This window comes from Mycobacterium sp. FW102-FHT13B02, assembly GCF_058790275.1.
The window spans coordinates 26,130-49,371 of the sequence record NZ_JBYTCM010000005.1; the positions used below are offsets into that span (position 1 = coordinate 26,130).

Here is a 23,242-nt window from a genome sequence, read left to right on the forward strand (position 1 = left end):
CCCGAGCATCGCCGGTACGGGAAGCAGCCGACTTATCCGCCGCGCGCAAGCGCATCCACGACAGCCGACGAGAACGCCGGAAGATCATCCGGGCCACGACTGGAGATCACGTTCCCGTCGATAACGACCTCGCGATCAACCACCGTCGCTCCCGCATTCTGCAGATCGATACGCAGGCTCGGATATGAGGTCAACGTCCGCCCTTTCGCGACGCCGGCGTCGATCAGCGTCCAGGGTCCGTGACAGATGACGCCCACGAGCTTGCCGGATTCGACGAAGTCGTGAACGAACTTCACCGCCTTGTCGTCGCTACGGAGTTTGTCGGCATTCACTGTGCCGCCCGGAATGAGCAGAGCGTCGAACTCGTCGGGAGTGGTGTCAGCGACCAAACGCTCCACGGGTTCGCTGCCGCCGGGGCTCAGGTCATTGTCGCGCATGTCGATCGAGCCCTCTTGCAAAGACACCAGCTCGGTGCTGGCACCGGCGGCTTGCACAGCGTCCCGGGGCTCTTGCAACTCGCGACGTTCGACGCCGTCGGTGGCGAGGATCGCCACCTTCTTGCCCTCGAGTGGCCCGATGCTCTCGTCCAAGTTCTGTTCGGCTTGCTCGGCGTAATCGGCCAGCTCGGCGATCGATTCGTCGCCTTCCTCTGCACGCATTGTGAACTCCTTGCCTGCGCCGCAGCATTTGGCAGCGCCGCTCGGCTGGGTACCCAGGGATGCCGGGGGTGAAACGCTCGCCGGTACGCGTAGACCTGCGCCAGCCCTGAGCTTCTGAAATACTCGGTGCGGCAACCACTTCGGGGCTACCGGAATAAACCCGCCAGCCATGACCTTGGCTCAAGAGTCGCCTTTCCACGACCATGGAGCTTTCAATGACTCGTCCCATCCGCGTCGCCGTGCAGATCCAGCCCGGCGGAACCCCCGACTACGCCACGTGGCGCGACGCCGTCCTGGCAGCCGACGACCTCGGTGTCAACGTGATCTTCGGCTACGACCACTTCCACCGACCGGCGATGAAGGCCATCGTCGACGGCAAGCCCGTCCTCCACGACGAGCAGCCCGATGTCGCCAACTTCGAGGGCTGGACCGCACTCGCATCGTGGGGCGAGATCACGTCGCATGCCGAGATCGGGCTCCTCGTCACCGGCGTCGGCTACCGCAACGCCGACCTGCTGGCCGATATGGCGCGTACCGTCGACCACATCAGTGGCGGCCGGCTCATCCTGGGCCTCGGCGCCGGCTGGTACGAAAAGGATTACACCACTTACGGTTACGACTTCGGCACCTTCGGCTCCCGCTTCGATCTGTTCGACGAGAGCCTGATCCTCATCGAGAACCGGCTTGCCGCACTGATCCCGCCGCCCGTGCGCAAGGTGCCGATCCTCATCGGCGGTACGGGGCCCAAGCGCTCGTTGCCCGCCGTCGCCCGGCACGCCGACATCTGGCACGCATTCCAGGACCTCGACGCGTTCCGCAAGGCCAGCGACCGCGTCGATGAGCTGGCAGCGACGTTCGGCCGCACCGGCACCGATATCGAACGCTCGACACTGTGGCAGAACGCCGACAGCGCGGACGCTTTCCGCGAGGCTGGTGTCACGTTGTTCCAGACCGAGCTCACCTCCGACGACGGCTACGATCTGACCTCGCTCAAAGAGGTGATCGCGTGGCGGGACAGCGCGTGACGACCGGGCGACACCAGGCACCCAGGTAGCGCTGCCCGATCGCCGTGTGGCGAAATTGAGTGGTCACCATCGGTAACACGTTGGCCGCAACGCGTGGTGGTCTTCGAAATCTGACGCGGTTTGCTGTGGCTTGCATCAGCAAACCTGAACGGCGACGGCGCGGATTTCGCGGGGTACTCCCGGTTTGCAGCGCAGCTCAGCTTCGGGCAATAAACTGACGGTCGTGCAAGTGCCGTTGTGCAGGACTGACGAGCCGCCCGCCCGTATCGCCGCGGAGCTGGATCGGAACGGGGTCGTGTGCCTCGCCGACGTCGTCTCCGCCGATTGGCTTGCCGTCGCACAAACCGCCGCAACTTCACTGATCACTGCCCATGACGGCCGCCACGTCACGGTTTACAGCGCTGCCGAGCAAGGCTTCGAGCCGGCCCGCCAGATAGTGACCGACGAGAGGCTGCAACGGCTGTTCGCAGAGTTGATGCTCATAGGCTGCCCCGGGGGCGGAGCAGCCGGGGAGCGTATCCACACCGTGCTACGCATCAATTCCGGCGCCGCGCCCCACGACGACCCGATGTGGTTTCACTACGACGCCAGCGCGATCACGTTGGTCATCGCCGTCTTCATGTCGGAAGGCGCTCGCGGTGAGTCAGGGGAACTAGTGGTCTTCCCCAACAGGCGCCCGTTCCGGCGCTTCGTCGGGGCGAACATCGCCGAAAAGTTCCTGACCCAGAACAGCTGGTATCGCAGGCGGATTGAGAGCCAGTTAGCTCTGGATCCAGACGGCCATATCCTGGCCCTCAAGCCGGGCAACGCTTACCTCTTCTGGGGCTACCGCACCTACCATGCATATGCCCGTATCCCGCCGAGCGATGTGCGGGCGACGCTGTGTCTCCACTACGGACGTCCGCATGGCCGTCATCCCGCCCTCGCTGCAGCGGTCGTGGCCCGGAACGTCTTGCGTAAGGCTTTTTCTCGCCTTTAGTTTGGTGTTACCGCTAGCAGGAATGGACGAAGTAGGGCTTCCGGCAACTCCTGATTGCCGACCGCATCCATGACGAAAGCCTCCCAGCCGACGACACTGACATCTGTCGGCTTGACCAACGAGGAGGCACCCTATGACCACGTCCATCGCCCGCAGCAGCCACACCGTCTCGCTACTGGGCGGCGAGATTGTCGAGGAATCCGAACTCGGCTCGATGCGCCGCGTCACCGCTGATGCCCTGCCGATTCTGAAGAATCTGTCGATCAAGCGGCTATTGCTCAACCCCGGGGCCATGCGCACGCCACACTGGCACGCGAACGCCAACGAACTCACCTACTGCGTCTCGGGAACGGCCCTGGTCTCCGTCCTGGACAACCACAGTTCGTTCTCGAACTTCATCGTCACGGCCGGGCAGATGTTCCACATCGAATCCGGCGCGCTGCACCACATCGAGAACATCGGTGCCGACGTCGCCGAGTTCATCATCGCCTTCCGCAACGAACGTCCCGAGGACTTCGGCCTGGGCGCCACCTTCGGAGCGTTCACCGACGCGGTGTTGGGCAACACCTACGACCTACCGTCGTCCGACATCACCAAGATCCGTCGCAGCACCGTCGACCACAAACTGGCAGCCCGCACCGGCAGCCCGAGCATCCCCGCGGCAGCCCACTTCAACGATCCGCACAAGTTCGACATCGAAGCCCAAGCGCCCGGCCTCAACTTCGCCAGTGGCAACGCACGCTTCGCCCGCGACCAGTTCTGGCCCGCTTTGAAAGATATTTCGATGTACTCGCTGCGCATCACAGAAAACGGTATGCGCGAACCGCATTGGCATCCCGTCACCGCTGAGATGGGCTATGTCCATTACGGCGACGCGCGCATGACCATCATGAACCCGGACGGCACGCTGGACACCTGGAACCTCACCACAGGAGACATGTACTTCATCCCCCGCGCCTACCCCCACCACATCGAGAACATCGGCACCGACGACTGGCATTTCCTCATCTTCTTCGACCAGCCGTTCCCCGCCGACATTGGCTTCAAAGCCTCTGCCAGCGCTTATTCACGAGAAGTCTTGGCCGCCGCATTCGACACCCACATCGATGATCTGCCGACGTTCCCCTTCACTCCCGCGGACCCACTGGTGGTTTCCCGGGTGAACCCTGTTGACGCGCACGGAGTCGGCCAACTCTGACTCCCCACGCGGTGTGGGAATGCGCCCGCACCGGGCGGTCATCGCGCACACTAGGACCCGCCGTCCGCTGCCATGGAGGATTGATCACCAGAATGAGCCCCGCCGCCGACTTCGACTTCATCATCGTGGGCGCAGGCAGTGCGGGCTGCTTGCTCGCCAACCGACTCAGCGCCAACCCCGATCACCGGGTCCTGCTGATCGAGGCCGGCGGTAAAGACAACTGGTTCTGGATCAAGGTGCCGGTGGGCTACCTGTACACCATTGCCAACCCGCGCACCGACTGGTGCTTCACGACCGAGCCTGACGAGGGTCTGGCCGGGCGCAGCATTCACTACGCGCGGGGCCGCGTCATCGGCGGCTGTTCGTCGATCAACGCCATGATCCACATGCGTGGCCAGGCCTCCGATTACGTCCTCTGGGCGCGGGCCACCGGCGACGAGCGCTGGCTGTGGGGCGGCGCTGACGGTCCCGGCGAGACGCTGGCGATCTACAAGGAGCTGGAAGACTATTTCGGCGGGGCCGACGACTGGCACGGCGCCGGTGGCGAAATCCGCGTCGAGCAGCCGCGGGTGCGCTGGAAGATCCTGGACGCGTGGCAGGCCGCCGCGGCTCAGGTAGGGATCACCCCTATCGATGAGTTCAACCGGGGCGACAATTCGGGCAGCGCCTACTTTCACGTCAACCAGCGGCGTGGCCGGCGCTGGTCGATGGCCGATGCCTTCCTGCATCCCATCGCCCACCGACCCAATCTCACCGTCTACACCGAGACTCAGGCCGTGCGGCTGCTACTCGACGACCAGGTCCAGCAGCAGCAGCGTCGCGGTGCCTGGACCACGGCTCAGCACCGCGCCACCGGCGTGCGCCTGCTCAAAGACGGCCGGATGCTCGACGTCCAAGCGCGCCGGGAGGTGATCCTGACGGCCGGCGCCATCGGCTCGCCGCAGCTCATGCAGGCCTCAGGTCTGGGCCCGGCAGAGCTGCTCACCCGGCATCACGTGGCGGTGGCGGTCGATCTGCCCGGAGTTGGCGAAAACCTCCAGGACCACCTGCAGCTGCGAACCGTGTACCGCATCCAAGGCGCCCGAACGGTCAACACGCTGTACCGGAATTGGATCACCCGTGGTGGCATGGGACTCCAGTACGTGACGCTGCGCTCCGGACCGATGACGATGCCGCCCTCGACGCTGGGGGCTTTCGCGAAAAGCGATCCGGCACTGGCCAGTCCGGATCTGGAGTGGCATGTGCAGCCGTTGTCCCTGCCCAAGTTCGGTGACCCGCTGCACTCTTTCGGCGCGATCACCCCCTCAGTCTGCAATCTGCGCCCCACCTCGCGTGGACACGTGCGCATAGCCAGCGCCGATCCGCTAACCTACCCCAAAATCTCGTGCAATTACCTGTCCACGGATGCCGATCATGACGCCGCGGTGAAGGGTCTCCGGATGACGCGGGAGATCATGGCGGCACCAGCACTGTCCCCCTACCACCCGGACGAGCTGCTGCCCGGACCGCAAGTGGTGAGCGACGATGATCTGCAACAGGCCGCCCGTGAACTAGGCACGACCATCTTCCATCCGGTGGGCACCTGCGCGATGGGAGCCTTTGACCCGCAAGGCCTTCCGCGGTCAGTCGCAACGGTGCTCGACACCGACTTTCGTGTGCATCGCGTCGCCGGCCTGCGCGTGGCCGATGCCTCGGCCATGCCCACCATCACATCGGGCAACACCAACGCGCCGGTCATGTTGATCGCCGAGCGCGCAGCCCGGGCGATCCTGGGATAGGGCGGTCGGCGGCGACTTACTGCGCGGAGGGCTTCGGTGCGTCAAAGAAGTTTCGCAGAGCTGATCGATCGCCGGTGATATCAACAAGTGCGGCAACATCATTGAGGGACAACACGCCCGCCGCGAGCCCAAGGATCAGCTGGCCCTCGCCAGCCAGTACGGCATCGAGATGCCGCCCGTCGGGTCGGCCGACAACGATGCCGCTCGCGGTGGCATGCAGTTGAACCGTGACGTCATCCACGGTGATTCCCACGGCGACCGATTGATCAGCGGGCACACGGCCTGACAGCAGGGCGGGAAGAGCGACGAGAAGGCCGTCTGGGCGGAACTCGTCGCCTTCGGGCCCACGGATCATCAGCGGCGTCGACCATCGGATCAGCGCATTGATGGGCTCCCGCAACTCGGCACCCCACGGCGTCAAGGCGTACGTGATCGAGCTGCTGTCGTCGGACAAGCGTCGCTCGATCACGCCATTGGCTTCGAGATCTCGGAGACGGCCGGTAAGCAGATTGGTCGCTACGCCCGCCAACCCTTCGCGCAGCTCGCCGAACCGCGCAGGTCCTATCAGTAGCTCGCGGACAATCAGCAGATTCCACCGGTCGCCCACCACATCGAGGGCCCGGGCAAGCCCGCAGTACTGACCGTAGTCTCGACTCATCTCACGTCTCGCTTGCAAATTTAAACTAATGTTGCTTTTATAATCTTACATGGTCGAGGGGTGGACGGATATGACCACGACGAGCAAGGCCGGAATCCTGGCTGCGATATATGTTGCGGTTCTTGCCATCAACCTCGACGTCACGATCGTCAACGTCGCGCTGCCGAGCATCGCGACCCAACTTCACGCCGATACCCGAGGCCTGCAGTGGGTCGTCGACGGCTACAACCTCACGTTCGCCGCTCTCGTGCTGGCAGCCGGCAGTTTGTCCGATCGGTACGGACGACGTCCCGCCCTGCTCATCGGGCTGCTCGGTTTTGCCGCCACCAGCGCAATCGGCGCCATGGCCACGAGCACTGGAACACTGGTCGCCGCACGGTTCAGCATGGGTGTTTTCGCCGCACTGATCTTCCCGACGACGCTGTCGATCATCACCAACACCTTTGCCGATCGCCGCCAGCGCGCCGCCGCGCTCGGCGGTTGGGGCGCAGTGGTCGGGGTTGGTGTTGCCGCCGGGCCGGTCACCGGCGGGCTGCTGCTGCAACACTTCTCGTGGAGCAGCGTCTTCTGGGCACTCATACCCCTTGCGCTGCTGGCCGCAGTCCTCACGTTCTTCCTCGTGCCGGAATCACGAGACCCCAACGTGCCGGCGCTCGACATCCGAGGTCTCGCCACCTCGATTCTTCTACTCGGCGTTCTCGTGTACACCATCATCGAAGCCCCCGTCAGGGGCTGGCACAGCACCACGACGGTGGTGGGGTTCACCCTCGCAGCAGCATTGGCATTGGCCTTCGTCATGATCGAGCAAGCGGCCGAACACCCCATGCTGGATGTCAAGCTCTTCACCGACCGCAGGTTCAGCGCCGCCAGCGCGTCCGTGACGGTCGCCTTCTTCTCGCTGTCAGGCTTCATCTTTTTGATTACCCAGTACTTCCAAGTTCTCCGCGGGTTCAGTCCGTTCTCCACCGGCGCACGCATCCTGCCCGTCGCGGGTTCGATCGCCGTCGGCTCGGTCGTTGGCGGATTACTTGCCCCACGGATCGGTACGCGCGCGGTGGTCGTCAGCGGACTGGTCTCCTTTGGCACCGCGATGGCCTGGATCGCCGGCAGTATCGACATCAACACGCCCTACTGGTCCACCATCATCGGACAGATGCTGCTCATGGGTTTGGGCATAGGGCTGATCTCCACGCCCGCAACAGAATCCATCATGCTGGTGCTACCGCCGGCCCGCGCCGGTATCGGCTCCGCGGTCAACGACGCCACGCGCGAGTTGGGGTCAACATTGGGCGTCGCCATCATCGGCTCGTTGTTCTCATCAGCGTTCGGCGCACACCTGGCCGACAGCGCATTCGCGACTACCGGTAAAGCGGCCGAGGCCGCCGACTCCGTCCCCATCGCGTTCGGCATCGCCTCCGACACCCCAGGACTTCTTGCTGCGGTACAACAGTCATTCCTCGCCGGCCTCACCGAGGCGTGCACCGTAATAGCTGCCCTGTGCTACACCGCTGCCGCCGCGGGGATCGTCGCGCTACCCGGCCGCCGATTCCAACAATCGCTCACGACGGCAGCCCTGACGGCACGACCTTCCCGTTGACCGTCACCTCAACCTGACCGGTCGTCGTGTTGTACGCGATCTTCCCGTGCTCGAACGTCGTGACCCGCTGGCCGCCAACGTTGGTCTCGTCGCTCGTGACGACACCCAACGGGCCTGCCGAGCCGTTGCTGCCGGTGGCCGACGGCACGCCGTCCGCATCCCGCTGGACATTCCAGGCGTCGCGGATCGGGCCCGAGATGATGTACGCCGGGGTGCCCGCATCGTCGTTCTTGGCGACGATCGCGCCACCCTGGAACTGCTGGAAGACCACTCCGCTGTCCCGCGTGCCCGCGTTGTGGTCACCTGTCAGTGGCTTGCCGAGGGTCGCCTTCTGGCTGTCGGTCGCTGACGAGAACTTCGCCGCGATCGGGCCGGTGAGCGTGACCTCGACGTCCCGTTCGCCGATGAGTTTCACTTCCGGGGACGGCGCCGGCACCTGCGATGTGACGATCAGCGCCACCTGAGGCGACGCCGAGACGTCGACGGTGGCGCCATTGCTGCAGCCGGCAGCGGTCAGTGCGACGGCGGCCAAGCCAGCGGCTGCGGTGCGGCGGTACGTGCTCGTGTTCATAGGTTGCCCCTCACGTCTTCCTGTGGTGTGCGTCAAGTTGCGGCTCTTCCCCCGACCCGGTCACGACCATAACGGAGCCAGATCAGGGCCGCTTGGCATCAGATGCCGGGTGAAGAACCGGGCCGCGTCCTCCCCCGCGAACTGCGGGACACCGGTGTGCCCGCCCATGTTGGCCTGCAGCGTTTTCTCTCGAGAGCCGAAGGCGTCGAACAGATTCAGTGCCTGTTGCCTGTCATTCGACTCGTCGTCCCATTGCAGCAGCACGTGCAGCGGGATGGTGATCTGACGGGCCTCGCCGAACATGGAGCGAGGCACGAAACTGCCGGCGAACAGACCAGCGGCCGCGATGCGGGATTCGACTGCTGCCAATCGGATCCCGATGGCGAGCACCCCGCCCGAGTAGCCCACGGGGCCGCTGATCTCGGGAAGCGAGAGGAGAACGTCGAGAAGGTGTTGCCATTCCGGGACGGCCGCTTCCACGAGGGGCAGGACAAGCCGGTCGACGATGTCGTCCACCGGCTCTCCGGCTGAAAGCGCCCGGCGCAGATCCGCGCGGGCCAGCTCGGCGTGGGCCAAGCGGGGCCGGTCCCCGCAACCGGGAAGCTCGATGGTGGCCGCGGCAAAGCCGCTTACCAAGGCGCGTCGGGCGCGGCTCGCCACCCGTGGATACATGGCCGGCAGTCCGCCGGGATGGCCGACGAGGACCAGCGGCGCCGGAGTGGACGCGGGCGTCCACAGGATGCCGGGTATGTCACCGAGGGTGAAGGCGCGTTCGAGGCTGGCGCCGTCGAGGCGCTCTTCTGACAGGAAGTGCATGGTCGTGCCTTTCGGGAGTGCTCGTCAAACGGCGCTCCCGGACGACCTATCGCCCGACCGTGTCCCTGAAGAGGAGCACCCACGTCGATACGTTCACGGGTACCACCTCCTTGTCCTCTCACACGGCCTGCCACGAACGTAACAGCGATCACCGTTGGCAGCCAACGATTTTCCGGAGGTCTTCGTGGCATGGTGTCGCAGCCTGGCACCATCACCGTCAGTCCGGGCGCGTGAGTTGCTCCAGATGCCCTAGTCCTGTCGGCGTTACGACGACGGCGCGTGGCGTTTTCGCTTTGGCGATCCACCCGCGTTCGAACAGGCAATCCGCGAGCGCGGTGCCGTGGGCTCCTGCGAGGTGATGGGCTTGTTCGGTCCAGTCCACGCAGTACCGCAGTGGGGCGGTGGTCTCCAGCAACGGGGTGGGTAAGCCCCAGTCGGCGAGCGCGGCGGCCCCGGATTCGGTGAGGCGGTAGGCATGTGTCCTGCCGGGTGCGGACAGTCGATCGACGGCGTCTTCCGGATGATGCTGTCCGTCGCCGCCGGTGATCCATCCCCGGCCGATCATGCCGTGGAAGATGCTGACGCCAAGTCGGCCGGCCAGGTGGCCATAACACGTCCGCGCAGCGCGCAGGGCATGTGCTCGCGTGTGTTCTCGTAGCGAGTTGATGGGCCGTTGTGGTGCAACGCGTGCGAGCGCCTCCAACACGCCCTCGACGTGCGGCGTCGCCAAGCGGTAGTAGCGGTGGCGGCCGTGGTGTTCGACGGCGACCAGTCGGTGGCTGAGCAGATGCGCAAGGTGGCTGCTGGTCGTCGAAGCGGCAACGCCGGCTTCCTGGGCCAACCGGCCTGCGGGAAGGGCCCGCCCATCGGCCAGCGCGAACAGGATTCGGATGCGGCGTGGATCTGCGAACGCCGCAGCCACCGCCGCCAAGTCGGGTTCGCCACGAACCGTTGGAACTGTTGGACCCATGACATCGACGATAGAAGCGAAATGCTTCGGCCTGCACCGAAGCGTCGGCGGAGCATCCTGGAGCCATGAACGCTGATGGAAACTCTGACAAAGGCCACGTCGCGGGGATCGAGGCGGTTACGCGGGCGTGGGAAGAAGCCTTGGCCAACCACGATGTCGATGCCTTACTGGCCTGCTACGCCGTGGATGCGACTCTCGAAAGCCCGGTGGCAGCGCACATCTTGGGCGGTCGGGGTGTGTGCCGCGGTCACGATGAGCTGCGGCCATTTCTGACGGAGGTGGTCGCACGTACCCCGGACGAGCGGCAGTACCACCGCGCCGGGTTCTTCACCGACGGCCGCCGGGCCACCTGGGAGTATCCCCGGGAGACACCGGACGGTGAACAGATGGACTTTGTCGAGGTGATGGAGATCGAAGACGGGTTGATTCAGGCCCACCGCGTGTACTGGGGTTGGCGTGGGGTGGAGATCCTGGCGAGCGACGGCTATCACCGATGATCGAGAACCGCGGACCAAACCGGCACATTCACGGCTAGCCTGATCGGTAGTCGATCCGCGGGGGCGAATAACGTGAATGTGGATATCAAGACCTGGTCGCATTGGCTGATGGGGTACGGGCTCCCCCGTGCGACACTGAAGGTTCTCGCCCGCCGCGGCGACCCCTTCGCCCAGCTGCTCCTTGACGACGACCAGCATGAACGTTCCTATGATCTGATCGAGCAGATTCGCCGACACGGGCGAATGGCACCGGCATTCGGGGGCAACGCCTGGGTCACCGCCGATCTGCAACTTGTTCGAGAGGTATTGCGGGACAGTAGTTTCCGCACCGCTAAACCCCGAGATCGCTCGCCGTTCCGGACCGTCCAGCGACTACTCGAGAAGACCAATCCCCGCGTGATCAACCCCGTGGAGCCGCCGTCACTACTGATGGTCGACGAGCCCGAGCACGCGCGGTTGCGACGTCTCGTATCGCGGGCGTTCACCCCGAAAGCGATAGCCGGGCTTCGCGTGCGTATCCACGAGATCGCCGACGGCTTGCTGAACGAACTCGAGGACGGCGGCGACTGCGACTTGGTTACCGCCTACGCTTCGCGCATCCCCATCGAGATCATCGCCGAGATGCTGGGAATTCCACGTGGCGATACGCCTTACCTGTACGAAATGGGTGAATCTGCCTCTAAATTGATCACCACCACAGCGCCGTCCTGGCGCAACTTCCGAACCGCGGTTGCGGGCTTGCGCGAGTTCGAAAATTACCTCGCCACGCATATCGAGCGGCTGCGCGACGGTAGTGCCAGCGACGGCATTCTGTACGCCGTCATCCAAGACACCGAGCTCTCCGACTTCGAGATTCGGACGTTCGCCGGCCTACTCCTCGGAGCCGGATTCCTCACTACTGCACATCAATTCAGCAATGCGGTTGTGGCGCTGGTCAATCACCCCGACCAGCTGGCCGGTCTCCAAGCAGATCCCGAGGGCTGGCCCAACGCCGTAGAAGAAGCACTGCGCTACGACTCGGTCTCCCAAATCGGAGTCAGAGTGGCCACAGAGGACGTTCAACTCTGCGGCCACACCGTGCGAGAGGGCATGGCCGTCTTCGTGCTCCTTGCCGGTGCCAATCGTGACCCGGCCGCGTTCGAACAGCCCGACGAATTCGATACGGCTCGCGCCAATGCCCGCGATCACGTCAGCTTCGGTACCGGCAGCCACGTCTGCCTCGGCGCGCCCCTGGCCCGCATGGAACTGCAGATCGGCCTGCAAGCTCTGTTCGAACGGTTTCCCCGACTGTCTCTCGCCGGCGCGCCAACCGTGAACGACAGCACGCTGCTGCGGGGAATAAGTCATCTCCCCGTGTGCCTCGGACCCTCAAGGGTCAGCCAAGGCTAGTGTCTGAAGTGCGCCGTAATGTCTGTGGTCACAGCTGGTTTCGCCACGTCGGTAGAGGCCGGGCCATGCCCATAGATCGGCGAGCGATGTCGATTCGATCCGAGCCCCGAACGTTGGACTCGGCCGGGAAGCGTCGCGCTGGGACGGCTCGTCGAGAACGTCGACGGCCGGTCAGAGGTCTTCCCGCACTCGCCGCCGCACTCCATTGTGCGACCGACGAACTCCCGCCCGGCGCCTGCGGCGGACCTAGCTGGCGGGGTCGGTTGACACCAGTCGGCGGTGATGCCGAAGAAGAAGCTGTCGGCGTAGCTGATCATCGCTATGCCGGTGGGCAGATGAAGAGCGAGATGCAAACCTAGGTCGGGTCGAACGGCAGCGCGTCGTGGACTAACGACCATTAACGTCACCCGGCGCCTTCCCTAGGGTCGAAGCGGAACGGAAAGCAGGTGATCGTTGTGACGCCAATCGCCACCGACGCGATTTCGCAGTCCGCTGGTGCCCGGATCGTCACCGTGACGATGAATCCAGCGCTCGACATCACCACTAGCACCGACGTAGTGATGCCAACCGACAAGATGCGATGCGGCTCTGCGCGTTACGACCCCGGCGGTGGCGGTATCAACGTCGCCCGGGTGGCACAGGTTCTCGGCACCTCGGCATTGGCCATCTTTCCCGCGGGCGGCGCCAGTGGTGATCTTGTCTCCGGGATGCTTGATGCTGCAGGCGTGCCCGTGCGTCGGATTCCGATCGCCGAACCGACCCGGGAGAGCTTCACGGTGAACGAGCGCCTTACCGAACGCCAATATCGGTTCGTGCTGCCCGGACCGGCCCTCAGTGCCGCCGAGCAAGAGGAATGCATCCGGGAGCTGCGTTCGGTGGCGGCTTCGGCCGACTACGTCGTCGCCAGCGGAAGCCTGCCGCCCAACGTCTCTCCGGAGTTCTACAACCGAGTGGCCGATATCTGCGCGCAGTTGGGTACCCAGCTGATCCTCGACACCTCGGGCAGCGGTCTGCGGCACCTGACCGGCGACAAGGTGTTTCTGCTCAAGCCCAGTGTCCGTGAGCTCCGCGAATGCGTCCGCCGCGAGTTGCCGGACGAGACCCAACGGGTCGCGGCGGCCCGAGAGCTCATCGAGCGTGCCTGTGCGCGCAATGTCCTGGTATCACTGGGCGCCCAGGGTGCATTGCTCGTCACCGCCGAAGGCGCGCAGCGCTATCCCGCGGTCGGAGTGCAGTCGGGCAGCGGTGTCGGTGCCGGCGATGCCATGATCGCCGGGCTCACCGTCGGACTAAGCGGCGGATGGTCACTCACCAAGTCGATTCGGCTGGGTATCGCCGCGGGCGCCGCCATGCTGATGACCCCGGGGACTGCGACCTGCACCCGCGCCGACGTCGAGCGACTGTTCGACATCGCTCCTGAACCGATTGCCCTGGCGGCCGGTGCCGCGGACCTCTGACCCGCCGACGAAGCCCGTCAGAGGGGGGATGCGACGAGGTCGGTCAAGTCCACCAGGCGGTGGGAGTAGCCCCATTCATTGTCGTACCAGCCGACGACCTTCACCAGGTCACCGGTGACCTTGGTGAGTCCCGCGTCGAAGATGCATGACGAGGGGTCGGTCACGACGTCGGAGGAGACGATGCAATCCTCGGTGTAGGTGAGGAAGCCCTTCAGCTCCCCGGCGGCCGCGGCCGCAAACGCGGCGTTGACCGCCTCTGTGGTTGCCGGCTCTCGCACGATGGCGGTGAGATCGGTGGCAGAACCCGTGGGCACCGGTACCCGCAGCGCATATCCGTCGAGCCGCCCCGCGAGCTGGGGCAGCACCAAGCTGATCGCGCGGGCGGCCCCGGTGGACGTGGGCACCACGTTGATCGCCGCGGCGCGGGCTCGCCGCAGGTCGCGGTGCGGACCGTCCTGCAAGTTCTGGTCCGGTGTATAGGCGTGGACGGTAGTCATGAGCCCGCGCTCGATTCCGAATACCTCGTCGAGCACCATCGCCATCGGCGCAAGGCAATTCGTTGTACATGAAGCATTGGAGACGACGGTCTGCGTGCCGTCATAGTCGCGATGGTTGACACCCATCACCACGGTGAGGTCCGCACCTTTCGACGTCGCGGACACCACCACCTTCTGCACTCCTCCGCGAAGGTGACCGCGCGCCTGCTCCGCGGCGGTGAACCGGCCAGTCGACTCGATCACGACATCCACGCCGACGTCTCCCCACGGCACCGCCGCCGGCCCGTCGGCGATAGACCACGCCTTGATCCGCTGGTTTCCCACCATAAAGTCGTCACCGTCAACCGACACGTCGTGCGGTAACCGTCCGAGGATCGAGTCGTACTTGAGCAAGTGAGCCAGAGTCTTGTTGTCCGTGAGGTCATTCACCGCGACGATCTCAACGTCGGTGGTGCCTGCCGCGCGCTGTACGTCCACCGCACGAAAGAAGTTTCGGCCTACGCGGCCGAAGCCATTCACACCCACTCTGATAGCCATGGGAAATCTCCTCGTAGATCGGTCGTCCGGTGGCGCATTGAGCCGGGCCGGTTAAATACTGGCCACACCAACAGCCAAGTGGCAGAGGACAAGGTCCTCGCTTGCCGTCGTCATCGGATAGTCACGCAGTATTGGCCTGGGCTTCATTGTCGATGGGGCACAACGGTCCTGCCGCCACTGCATTCCTGGCGTCCCGACACAATGGCCAACTGCTGAACGAAAGCACGCTGGTGCGTCACCTATTCGAGTGACCTTCGCCCCTGGCTCGCGGCTGGCCGCTGTGGGAGGTTGACGTTCGTGGCACAGAGTACGGAAGCACGCGCGGCCAGCCAGGTATTCGAGCGATGAACCGTTGGCTGCACGACTTGCGGCCGCGGACAACGTTGGCCGGCAATGACTCTGGTCGCGGGCGACGTTGCGGGACACGCTACGAGAGGACAGGTCATGGGTACATCGAGGTACGTTCGCTTCTTTGAGGAGTTCGGCATTGACGACGTCTCGCTCGTCGGCGGAAAGAACGCGTCACTGGGCGAGATGTTCCAGAAGCTGTCCGGGCAGGGTGTCCGCGTCCCGCACGGCTTCGCCATCACCGCCCACGCCTATCGCTATATGTTGGACAAGGCCGGCGCCTGGGACCGTCTGCATGCCGAGCTCGACGACATCGATCCCGCCGATGTCGCCGCGCTGGCACGGAAAGGCAAGCGCGCCCGTGAGATCGTCTATGGCGCGGGACTTCCCGACGATCTGGCCGACGAGATTCTGAATGCCTATCGCAAGCTTCAGCAGGAGTATGGCGAGGAGGTGAGTCTCGCCGTCCGGAGCTCGGCGACCGCCGAGGACCTGCCGACGGCGAGCTTCGCCGGCCAACAGGATTCGTATCTCAATATCAAAGGCGAACAGAGTCTGCTCGACACCTGCCGTCGTTGTTTCGCCAGTCTGTTCACCGATCGCGCCATTCATTACCGACTCGACCAGGGCTTCGATCAATTCAAGGTGTCCCTGTCGATCGGGGTGATGAAGATGGTGCGCTCCGATATCGCGTCGTCGGGTGTGATGTTCTCCATTGACACCGAGTCGGGCTTTCGCGACGCCGTCTTGGTGACGGGCGACTACGGTCTTGGCGAAAATGTGGTTCAGGGCGCCGTCGACCCCGACGAGTTCTACGTCCACAAGCCGACCTACCTAGCCGGCCACCGCGCCGTTCTGCGGCGCCGCGTCGGCGACAAGGCCGTGAAAATGATCCTCGTCGAGGGTGAGGCGAAGAGCACGGTACGAAATATCCCGACGCCAAAGTCCGACCGTGCCCGGTTCTGCATCACCGATGAGGACGTCCTGGAACTGGCCGGCTACGCATGCACCATCGAAGCGCACTACGGACGGCCGATGGACATGGAGTGGGCCAAGGACGGTCTAGACGGGAAGCTCTACATCGTCCAGGCCCGCCCCGAGACGGTGACGTCCCAGCACAGCGCGACGACGCTGGAAACCTATGTGCTCGAGGGGCGAGGCGAGGTAATCGCGGAGGGCCGAGCGGTCGGCGACCGGATCGCCTCGGGCGTTACGAAACGGATCCATAACCCCGAGCATCTGTCCGAGTTCAAGCCCGGCCAGGTACTGGTCGCCGACACCACCACGCCCGACTGGGAACCGATCATGAAGACCGCCGCGGCGATCATCACCAACCGCGGCGGTCGCACCTGCCACGCGTCGATCATCGCTCGCGAACTCGGCATCCCCGCCGTGGTGGGCACCCGCGACGGAACCACGTGCGTGCCCGATGGCGAAACTGTCACGGTGTCATGCGCGGACGGCGAATCGGGCCGCGTGTACCGGGGCGAACTCAGCTTCCACGTGGACCGTAGCGAGGTGGGGGATCTGGCACGGCCGCGAACCCAGATCATGATCAACCTCGGGAACCCCGCGCTCGCCTTCAAGACGTCGTTCCTGCCGAACGACGGCGTGGGACTCGCTCGGATGGAGTTCATCATCAGCGAGTACATCCGGGTACATCCGCTGGCTCTGCTGCACCCCGAGAAGGTCGACGACCCCGACGCGCGCAGAACGATCGAACAGCTCACCCAGGGCTATGCCGATGGAAGCGCCTTCTTTGTGGAACGCCTGTCCGAAGGAATCGGCACCATCGCCGCCGCCTTCTGGCCCAAACCCGTCGTGGTGCGCATGTCGGACTTCAAGAGCAACGAATACGCCAGCCTGATCGGCGGAGCCGCGTTCGAGCCGTCCGAAAGCAATCCGATGCTCGGTTTCCGCGGTGCCTCTCGCTATGCGCATCCCGCGTATGCGGAGGGCTTTGCGCTGGAGTGCCGCGCGATGCGCCGCGTGCGCGAACAGATGGGTCTGACGAACGTCATCCTCATGCTTCCGTTCGTGCGCCGGGTGGCCGAAGCGGACCTTGTTCTCCAGACGATGGCGGACCTGGGGCTGCGCCGAGGCGAGAACGGGCTCAAGGTGTATGCGATGTGCGAGATCCCGAACAACGTGATCCTCATCGATGAATTCGCCAAGCGTTTCGACGGATTCTCCATCGGCTCCAACGATCTGACTCAACTCACCTTGGGCGTGGATCGTGACAGCGAGATCGTGGCGTTCGACTACGACGAGCGCGATGAGGGGGTCAAGGAGATGATTCGCCTGGCTGTTGAGGGCTGTCGCCGCAACGGAATTCACTCGGGGCTGTGTGGACAAGCGCCGTCGGACTACCCGGACATGGCCGAGTTCTTGGTCCGGGTCGGTATCGAGTCGATGAGCCTCAACCCCGATTCGGTTATCAAGACCACTCGCCACGTGCTGGAACTGGAACGACAGCTCGTCCGTACTTCATGAAACTGCCGGTCACCATCGACCCGCGTCGCCACGACGCGGTGATCTTCGACGTTGACAGTGCGCTGAGCACCGATCCGAGGTGCCTCGAACCGACGGCGGATCTCGCCCGAGAGTTGCGGGCCAGCGATGTCGCCACGGCGGCCCATTCATCGAATCCACGATGTCAGCACGCTTTGAAGACCGCAGGCGTGGACCATCTGTTCGACATATGCATTGACGGAATCGCCGGCGAATCCGGAACGGCAGCACTTCAGGAAGCCGCGCGTCGGCTCGGGGTCCGGCCGCAACGATGCGTCGTCATCGAGGACACCGCCGCCGGAGTGGCCGCGGGCCGCGATGGCGGTTTCGGGGTCGTCATCGGTGTCGACCGGAGCGGACATCCCGATGATCTGCTGCACAGCGGCGCGGACGTCATCGTCGCCGAGGTGGCAGACATCCTCGTTCGTGGTGGGGACAAACGTGTCTCAGATCTTCCGAATGCGTTGGAGTCATATGGTCAGCTGATCGGGATCACCAGCGTCCGAGAGTCTGTCTTGTTCCTGGACTATGACGGCACGCTGTCCCCCATCGTTTCCGATCCCGCTGCGGCCGTGCTCGTCAACGGCGCGGCCGAGGCATTGGAACTCGTCGCGGCGGCGTGCCCGGTGGCTATCCTGAGCGGACGTGACCTCGCGGATATCCGCAGCCGGGTAGGCATACCGGGCATCTGGTACGCAGGTAGCCACGGGTTCGAGCTGACAGGGCCTGATGGCACCTACCACTGCAACGATGCGGCTGCGGCTTGCGTGCCTGTGCTTGAACGGGCGGCCACCGAGTTGACCCACGGCCTGACCCGGATTCCGGGAGTTCGCGTCGAGCACAAGCGCTTTGCCGTCGCGGTGCACTACCGCGAGGTCGAACCGCAACACGTCGATGAGATCGTGGCCCTGGCGCACCGACTGGGACAGCGAGACGGACTGCGGGTGACCAGTGGGCGCATGCTCGTCGAGCTGCGGCCCGACATCGACTGGGACAAGGGGACCACGCTGGCCTGGATCCGTGATCGCATCGACCCGACCGGTTCCTTGCTGCCGATCTACATCGGCGATGACCTTACCGACGAAGACGCCTTCGACGCGGTTCACTTCGACGGAATCGGGATCGTCGTCAGGCACGGCGAGGACGGGGACCGCAAGACCGCCGCCCACTTCGTCCTGCAGAGTCCCGATCAGGTGCGCAGCTTCATCCACCGCGGATCGCAGTGGCTGGCCTACAAGCATCACGTTTCGAGCAAGGCGTGGGAGTACACCTTCGACGGGTACGACCCACAGGGCGAGAAGCTTCGCGAGGCGTTATGCACATTGGGAAACGGGTATTTCGCCACCCGAGGTGCCGCACCGGAAACGAAGGCCGGGCAAGCGCACTACCCCGGGACCTATGCCGCCGGGGTGTACAACCGCCTCGTCGACGACGTGTCGGGCACCCAGATCGACAACGAGAGCCTGGTCAATCTGCCCAACTGGCTCGCGCTGACTTTCCGGATCGACGGCGGCGCGTGGTTCGACATCGATGCGGTCGACGTGCTGTCCTACCGGCAGAGCCTCGATCTTCGCGGCGCGGTGCTGACTCGCGAAGCGCGGTTCCGCGACGGCGCGGGCCGGACGAGTTCATTGCGGCAACGAAGATTCGTCGCGATGCACATGCCCCACGTCGGCGCCCTCGAGACGATGGTCTCCGCCGAGGATTGGTCAGGGACCATAGAGATTCGCTCCACCGTGGACGGCGGCGTGACGAACTCGCTTGTCGAGCGCTACCGGGACCTCGCCAACCGACATCTCGACTCAGTCCAGAAGCACGAGATCTCTGCGGATTCGGTGCTGCTCACCGCGCAGACGACCCAATCCCGCATCTCCGTCGCCGTCGCGGCGCGAACCACCGTGTGGCGCGACAGTGAGCCCGTCCCAGCATCGTTCCGGCTCTTCAACGAGGATGCCGAAATCGGTCATGACATCAGCGTTGCGCTGTCGGTTGGCGAATCGGTGACTGTCGAGAAGATCGCTACCGTCTACACAGGGCGCGATGTCGCGACGTCCGAACCCGCTGTCGACGCTCAGCGCTGGATTTCCCGCCTCGGCAGGTTCGACGAGCTGCTGGACGGGCATCGGACCGACTGGGTACATCTGTGGGAACGGCTTTCCATCGAATTCGATGACTTCGGCGACGAATTGCGCGTCCTGCGGTTGCATCTGCTGCATCTGCTGCAGACTGCGTCACCGAACACGGCCGACCTCGACGTCGGGGTGCCGGCCCGCGGACTGCACGGCGAGGCCTATCGCGGCCACATCTTCTGGGACGAACTGTTCGTCTTCCCCGTACTCAACCTGCGGCTACCGACGATCACCCGGTCTCTGCTGCAGTACCGCTACCGGCGTCTCCCGGCAGCACGCCACGCGGCCGCGGCCGCGGGCTATGCGGGTGCGATGTTTCCCTGGCAGTCCGGCAGCGACGGCCGTGAGGAAAGCCAACGGCTACACCTCAATCCGCGCAGCGGCCACTGGAATCCGGATGCCAGCGCTCGCGCCCACCACATCGGTATCGCCGTCGCCTACAACGCGTGGAAGTTCTACCAGGTCACCGGCGACCTTGCCTATCTGATCGACTACGGCGCGGAGCTGCTGGCCGAGGTCGCACGCTTCTTCGTCAGCAGGGCCACTTACGACGACGAGCGCGACCGCTTCAGCATCCGGGGCGTGATCGGGCCCGACGAGTTCCATTCGGGCTATCCCGACGCCCCCTACGACGGCATCGACAACAACGCCTACACGAACGTGATGGCGGTCTGGGCGATCATGCGGGCCATCGAGGCCCTGAACCTGCTACCGCTGCCCAACCGGCTCGACATGATGGAAACGCTCGGATTGAACAGTGCCGAACTGGCGCACTGGGAGGCGGTCAGCCTCCGGATGTACGTCCCGTTCCACGATGGCGTCGTCAGTCAGTTCGAGGGTTACGGTGATCTGGCAGAACTGGATTGGGACCGTCTTCGTCGGCAGTACGGCGACATCCAACGCCTGGACCGCATCCTGGAGGCAGAGCAAGACGACGTCAACCGCTACAAGGCTTCCAAGCAGGCCGATGCCCTGATGTTGCTCTACCTGCTGTCGGGGACCGAATTGCGTGAGCTCCTCGACCGGCTCGGCTACCGCTTCACCGCCGATCAGGTGCCGAAGATGGTGGACTACTACCTGGCGCGTACGTCGCACGGCTCGACGCTCAGCAGTGTTGTGCACACCTGGGTGCTCGCCAGGGCCAACCGCGACCGCGCGCTGGAGTTCTTCCAGCAGGCGCTGAGGTCCGACGTCTCGGACATCCAGGGCGGCACCACGTCCGAGGGCATTCACCTGGCGGCGATGGCGGGCACTGTCGACCTCATGCAGCGGTGCTTCACCGGGCTCGAGACCCGGTCAGGCCGGATCATCCTCGACCCGCACTGGCCGGAATCCCTTGGTGTGCTTGCGATACCGATCCACTACCGCGGTCTTCACCTGCACCTGCGAGTCAGCGGCAAAGGCGTCATCATCAGTGTCGATCCTCGTGATGCCGCCGGGGTCGAAGTGGAATGCCACGGTCGTGTCGTCCAGCTGATGCCAGGCACTACCGTTCGGTTCCCGGGTTGACGATGACCGGAAACGATGCGGATCCCACGCCGCTCGCCGACCCTCAACCGATGGGAGACCGTCAAAGAGTGGGCGCTGCTGAACCACGATCTGTCCGTCGACCGCGGCGAGCCGATACCGTCGCTCAAGGTGAAACGCGCCGTCGTGGCCGGACAGAACAAGCACCTTCTCGACTCGCTCTACACCTGACCGCCCGATGAGAGATATGCCTTCGCGTCATCCAAATTCCGCTGCGCAGCCTGCGTCAATCCCAGTTCGAGTTCGAATTCGAATCCCCTGATCGCGAGCAGGTGAACCGCTGGCAGGCGGTCGAAACACTGCTGACACGTCGCCATGATCGCGGGGATCGAGATGGCGTGCGACGTGAAGCTGAAGTCCATTCTTGGCGCCACGCGCTCCACCGTGAACGATTTGACCGAGGTGTCTTTGGTGGCATCGACGAACAGCACATGTTCCTTGTTGCTGATCAGTTCGGCGTCCTCGAGCAGAAGCTGATACTTCCGCTCCAGGCCTGCGTTTGGGCAGAAGCCTTGCGCCTGAATCCAATCGACGAAGGCCCAGCCCAAACCGTCGTCCTGCCGACCGACATTACCGATCCCGTAAATCAGGCAAGAGTCGTCGTCGAACTCGTCGAGCGTCACGAACGGACGCGCTCGGTGATGACATTTCCCGCCGGATCGTAGACAGTGACGATCAGCGGCATCTGCCCGTAAGCGTGCGTCGCGCAACTCAGGCACGGGTCATACGCGCGGATCCCGACCTCGATGGCGTTCATCATGGCTTCGGTGATCACGCCGCGGCCCCCCAGATAGTCCTCGGCGACCGAGCGCACCGTGCGGTTGATCACCTGATTGTTGTGCGTGGTAGCCACAATCAGATTGGCGAAGGTGATGTCACCTTCTGGACCGGCCCGATAGTGGTGGAGCAGCGTGCCGCGAGGTGCTTCCACAACGCCGACACCCTCACCGGCCCACGCACCGGCCGCGGGGGTAACGACCAAGTCTTGCTGCTGCAGATCGGGATCGCGCAGCAGTTCTTCGATCAGTTCCGCCGCGTGGAGCACTTCGATGGTCCGCGCCCAATTGGTGTGCAAGGTCATGTTGTTCGTGGCGCCGCCGGTGTAAGCATGAAAACGCTCCAGCGCCTCCTGAGCCAGTGGCGTGGAGAGCGACTTCGTGACGTTCATTCGCCCGAGCGGCCCCACCCGAACCGAACCCTCGTCCCTGCCCAGGTCCTTCAGGAACGGGAACTTCATGTACGTCCACTCTTCGACCGCTTCCGAAAAATGGCCGAGGTAGTCGTGGTAGTCGAATTCACGGACGACGTGTTTGTCGTCGTCGACGATGCGTAGCACGCCGTGGTAGTAGTCCACGTTGCCTTCGTCATCGACCAGGGACATGTTGAGGGCGGGAACGTTCGCGAAACCATCCACCTCAGCCCGATTCTTCGCGTGAAAGTCGTAGAAGATGCGCAGCCCGTCCTGGGCGTAATCGATGATGTCGGCTATCGACGGGAGCCCTTCTTCCCCGTTCAACAGGCGGTCGCATTCGGCCCGGCTCAGGTTCTTGTCGACGCCGCCGGGCACGGAGCTGATGCCGTGCATTCTCCTGCCGAAGACCGTCTTGATGACTTCCTGGCCCCATTTGCGCAGCATGATCACTCGTCGCATCAACGCGGGGTCGGCCTCAATGAGGCCGACCATGTTGCGCTGCGCCGGCGCGGCATCCATGCCGAACATCATCTCGGGGACGACCAGGTAGAAATATGCCGTCGCGTGCGATTGCAGCATCTGCGCGTAGTGGCCGAGTCGGCGGATCTTCTCCGCTGTCCGCGTCACGCCGCTTCCCGATTTTGGGCCGACGCCGATCATGTCGTCGAGTACTTTGGCGCCGGCCAGATGGTGACTGACGAAGCAGATTCCGCAGATGCGTTGCATCAGCATCGGCGCCTCCCAGAACGGGTGGCCCTGAATGAACTTCTCGAACCCGCGGAATTCGACGACATGCAGCCTGGCGTCGACGACGTTGTCGTCGTCATCGAGGTGCACTGTGACCTTGCCGTGGCCCTCGATTCGGGTAACGGGATCGATGATCAGCTTTCTGCTCACGCGCAGCCTC

19 protein-coding genes are annotated in these 23,242 nt (G+C 64.3%); 11 read left to right on the top strand and 8 right to left on the bottom strand.

Translation table 11 applies throughout. The annotated features are described in order from the left end of the window. Positions 1-32 precede the first annotated feature (32 nt). Positions 33-659, bottom strand: a complete 627-nt coding sequence (locus tag AC3WTE_RS10350; protein ID WP_492437389.1) for a type 1 glutamine amidotransferase domain-containing protein — start codon at positions 657-659, stop codon at positions 33-35. 215 nt (positions 660-874) lie between these two features. On the opposite strand from AC3WTE_RS10350, the gene AC3WTE_RS10355 reads away from it, so the two are divergent. The 4 genes from AC3WTE_RS10355 (at position 875) to AC3WTE_RS10370 (ending at position 5,639) form a co-directional block, all read left to right on the top strand. Further along, positions 875-1,684 (top strand): LLM class F420-dependent oxidoreductase, encoded by an 810-nt coding sequence (locus AC3WTE_RS10355; protein ID WP_492437390.1) that lies wholly within the window; start codon positions 875-877, stop codon positions 1,682-1,684. A gap of 223 nt (positions 1,685-1,907) precedes the next feature. Further along, positions 1,908-2,663, top strand: a complete 756-nt coding sequence (locus AC3WTE_RS10360; RefSeq protein ID WP_492437391.1) for a hypothetical protein — start codon at positions 1,908-1,910, stop codon at positions 2,661-2,663. A gap of 133 nt (positions 2,664-2,796) precedes the next feature. Then, on the top strand, positions 2,797-3,861 hold the full coding sequence (locus tag AC3WTE_RS10365; protein ID WP_492437392.1) for a cupin domain-containing protein: 1,065 nt from the start codon (positions 2,797-2,799) through the stop codon (positions 3,859-3,861). Between the two features lie 92 nt (positions 3,862-3,953). Beyond that, entirely contained in the window at positions 3,954-5,639 is a 1,686-nt protein-coding gene (locus AC3WTE_RS10370; RefSeq protein WP_492437393.1) for a GMC family oxidoreductase, read from the top strand. A gap of 16 nt (positions 5,640-5,655) precedes the next feature. Here AC3WTE_RS10370 and AC3WTE_RS10375 read toward each other — a convergent pair whose 3' ends face one another. Then, positions 5,656-6,297, bottom strand: a complete 642-nt coding sequence (locus tag AC3WTE_RS10375) for a winged helix-turn-helix transcriptional regulator (protein WP_492437394.1) — start codon at positions 6,295-6,297, stop codon at positions 5,656-5,658. Between the two features lie 70 nt (positions 6,298-6,367). Between AC3WTE_RS10375 and AC3WTE_RS10380 the strand changes: the two genes are divergently transcribed. Continuing rightward, positions 6,368-7,894 carry an MFS transporter gene (locus AC3WTE_RS10380; RefSeq protein ID WP_492437395.1) on the top strand — a complete coding sequence of 509 codons (1,527 nt, stop codon included), beginning with the start codon at positions 6,368-6,370 and terminating at the stop codon, positions 7,892-7,894. Here AC3WTE_RS10380 and AC3WTE_RS10385 read toward each other — a convergent pair. The 3 genes from AC3WTE_RS10385 to AC3WTE_RS10395 form a co-directional block, all read right to left on the bottom strand. Next, the gene (locus AC3WTE_RS10385) at positions 7,857-8,465 is read right to left on the bottom strand and encodes an LGFP repeat-containing protein (RefSeq protein ID WP_492437396.1); all 609 of its coding nucleotides are present in this window, start codon (positions 8,463-8,465) and stop codon (positions 7,857-7,859) included. The two genes, AC3WTE_RS10380 and AC3WTE_RS10385, sit on opposite strands and share 38 nt — an antisense overlap. 60 nt (positions 8,466-8,525) lie before the next feature. Continuing rightward, positions 8,526-9,281 (bottom strand): dienelactone hydrolase family protein, encoded by a 756-nt coding sequence (locus tag AC3WTE_RS10390; protein WP_492437397.1) that lies wholly within the window; start codon positions 9,279-9,281, stop codon positions 8,526-8,528. 217 nt (positions 9,282-9,498) lie between these two features. After that, entirely contained in the window at positions 9,499-10,251 is a 753-nt protein-coding gene (locus AC3WTE_RS10395; RefSeq protein ID WP_492437398.1) for an ArsR/SmtB family transcription factor, read from the bottom strand. 65 nt (positions 10,252-10,316) lie between these two features. On the opposite strand from AC3WTE_RS10395, the gene AC3WTE_RS10400 reads away from it, so the two are divergent. The 3 genes from AC3WTE_RS10400 (at position 10,317) to AC3WTE_RS10410 (ending at position 13,594) form a co-directional block, all read left to right on the top strand. After that, positions 10,317-10,748, top strand: a complete 432-nt coding sequence (locus AC3WTE_RS10400) for a nuclear transport factor 2 family protein (protein WP_492437399.1) — start codon at positions 10,317-10,319, stop codon at positions 10,746-10,748. Positions 10,749-10,856: 108 nt separating this feature from the next. Continuing rightward, complete coding sequence (locus tag AC3WTE_RS10405) at positions 10,857-12,137, top strand: cytochrome P450 (protein ID WP_492437709.1); 1,281 nt, start codon at positions 10,857-10,859, stop codon at positions 12,135-12,137. A 464-nt stretch (positions 12,138-12,601) separates the two neighbouring features. After that, complete coding sequence (locus tag AC3WTE_RS10410) at positions 12,602-13,594, top strand: 1-phosphofructokinase family hexose kinase (RefSeq protein ID WP_492437710.1); 993 nt, start codon at positions 12,602-12,604, stop codon at positions 13,592-13,594. A 17-nt stretch (positions 13,595-13,611) separates the two neighbouring features. Here the strand turns inward: AC3WTE_RS10410 and gap are convergent, their stop codons facing one another. Next, positions 13,612-14,628, bottom strand: a complete 1,017-nt coding sequence (gene gap, locus AC3WTE_RS10415; RefSeq protein ID WP_492437400.1) for a type I glyceraldehyde-3-phosphate dehydrogenase — start codon at positions 14,626-14,628, stop codon at positions 13,612-13,614. Positions 14,629-15,072: 444 nt separating this feature from the next. On the opposite strand from gap, the gene ppsA reads away from it, so the two are divergent. From ppsA to AC3WTE_RS10430, 3 genes are read left to right on the top strand one after another with little or no spacing between them, the layout of a single operon-like run. Then, positions 15,073-17,469: a phosphoenolpyruvate synthase gene (ppsA, locus tag AC3WTE_RS10420; protein ID WP_459370200.1), complete on the top strand. Its 2,397-nt coding sequence runs from the start codon at positions 15,073-15,075 to the stop codon at positions 17,467-17,469. Further along, complete coding sequence (gene otsB / locus AC3WTE_RS10425; RefSeq protein WP_492437401.1) at positions 17,466-21,125, top strand: trehalose-phosphatase; 3,660 nt, start codon at positions 17,466-17,468, stop codon at positions 21,123-21,125. The genes ppsA and otsB overlap by 4 nt, the downstream gene beginning before the upstream one ends. 15 nt (positions 21,126-21,140) lie before the next feature. After that, positions 21,141-21,314: a hypothetical protein gene (locus AC3WTE_RS10430; protein WP_492437402.1), complete on the top strand. Its 174-nt coding sequence runs from the start codon at positions 21,141-21,143 to the stop codon at positions 21,312-21,314. On the opposite strand, the gene AC3WTE_RS10435 is transcribed toward AC3WTE_RS10430, so the two are convergent. Both AC3WTE_RS10435 and AC3WTE_RS10440 read right to left on the bottom strand, forming a co-directional pair. After that, positions 21,305-21,766 carry a hydrogenase maturation protease gene (locus AC3WTE_RS10435; protein WP_492437403.1) on the bottom strand — a complete coding sequence of 154 codons (462 nt, stop codon included), beginning with the start codon at positions 21,764-21,766 and terminating at the stop codon, positions 21,305-21,307. The genes AC3WTE_RS10430 and AC3WTE_RS10435 overlap by 10 nt on opposite strands. After that, positions 21,763-23,232, bottom strand: coding sequence for a Ni/Fe hydrogenase subunit alpha (locus AC3WTE_RS10440; RefSeq protein WP_492437404.1), 1,470 nt, complete (start codon positions 23,230-23,232; stop codon positions 21,763-21,765). Before AC3WTE_RS10440 ends, AC3WTE_RS10435 begins: the two co-directional genes overlap by 4 nt. Positions 23,233-23,242: the final 10 nt, after the last annotated feature.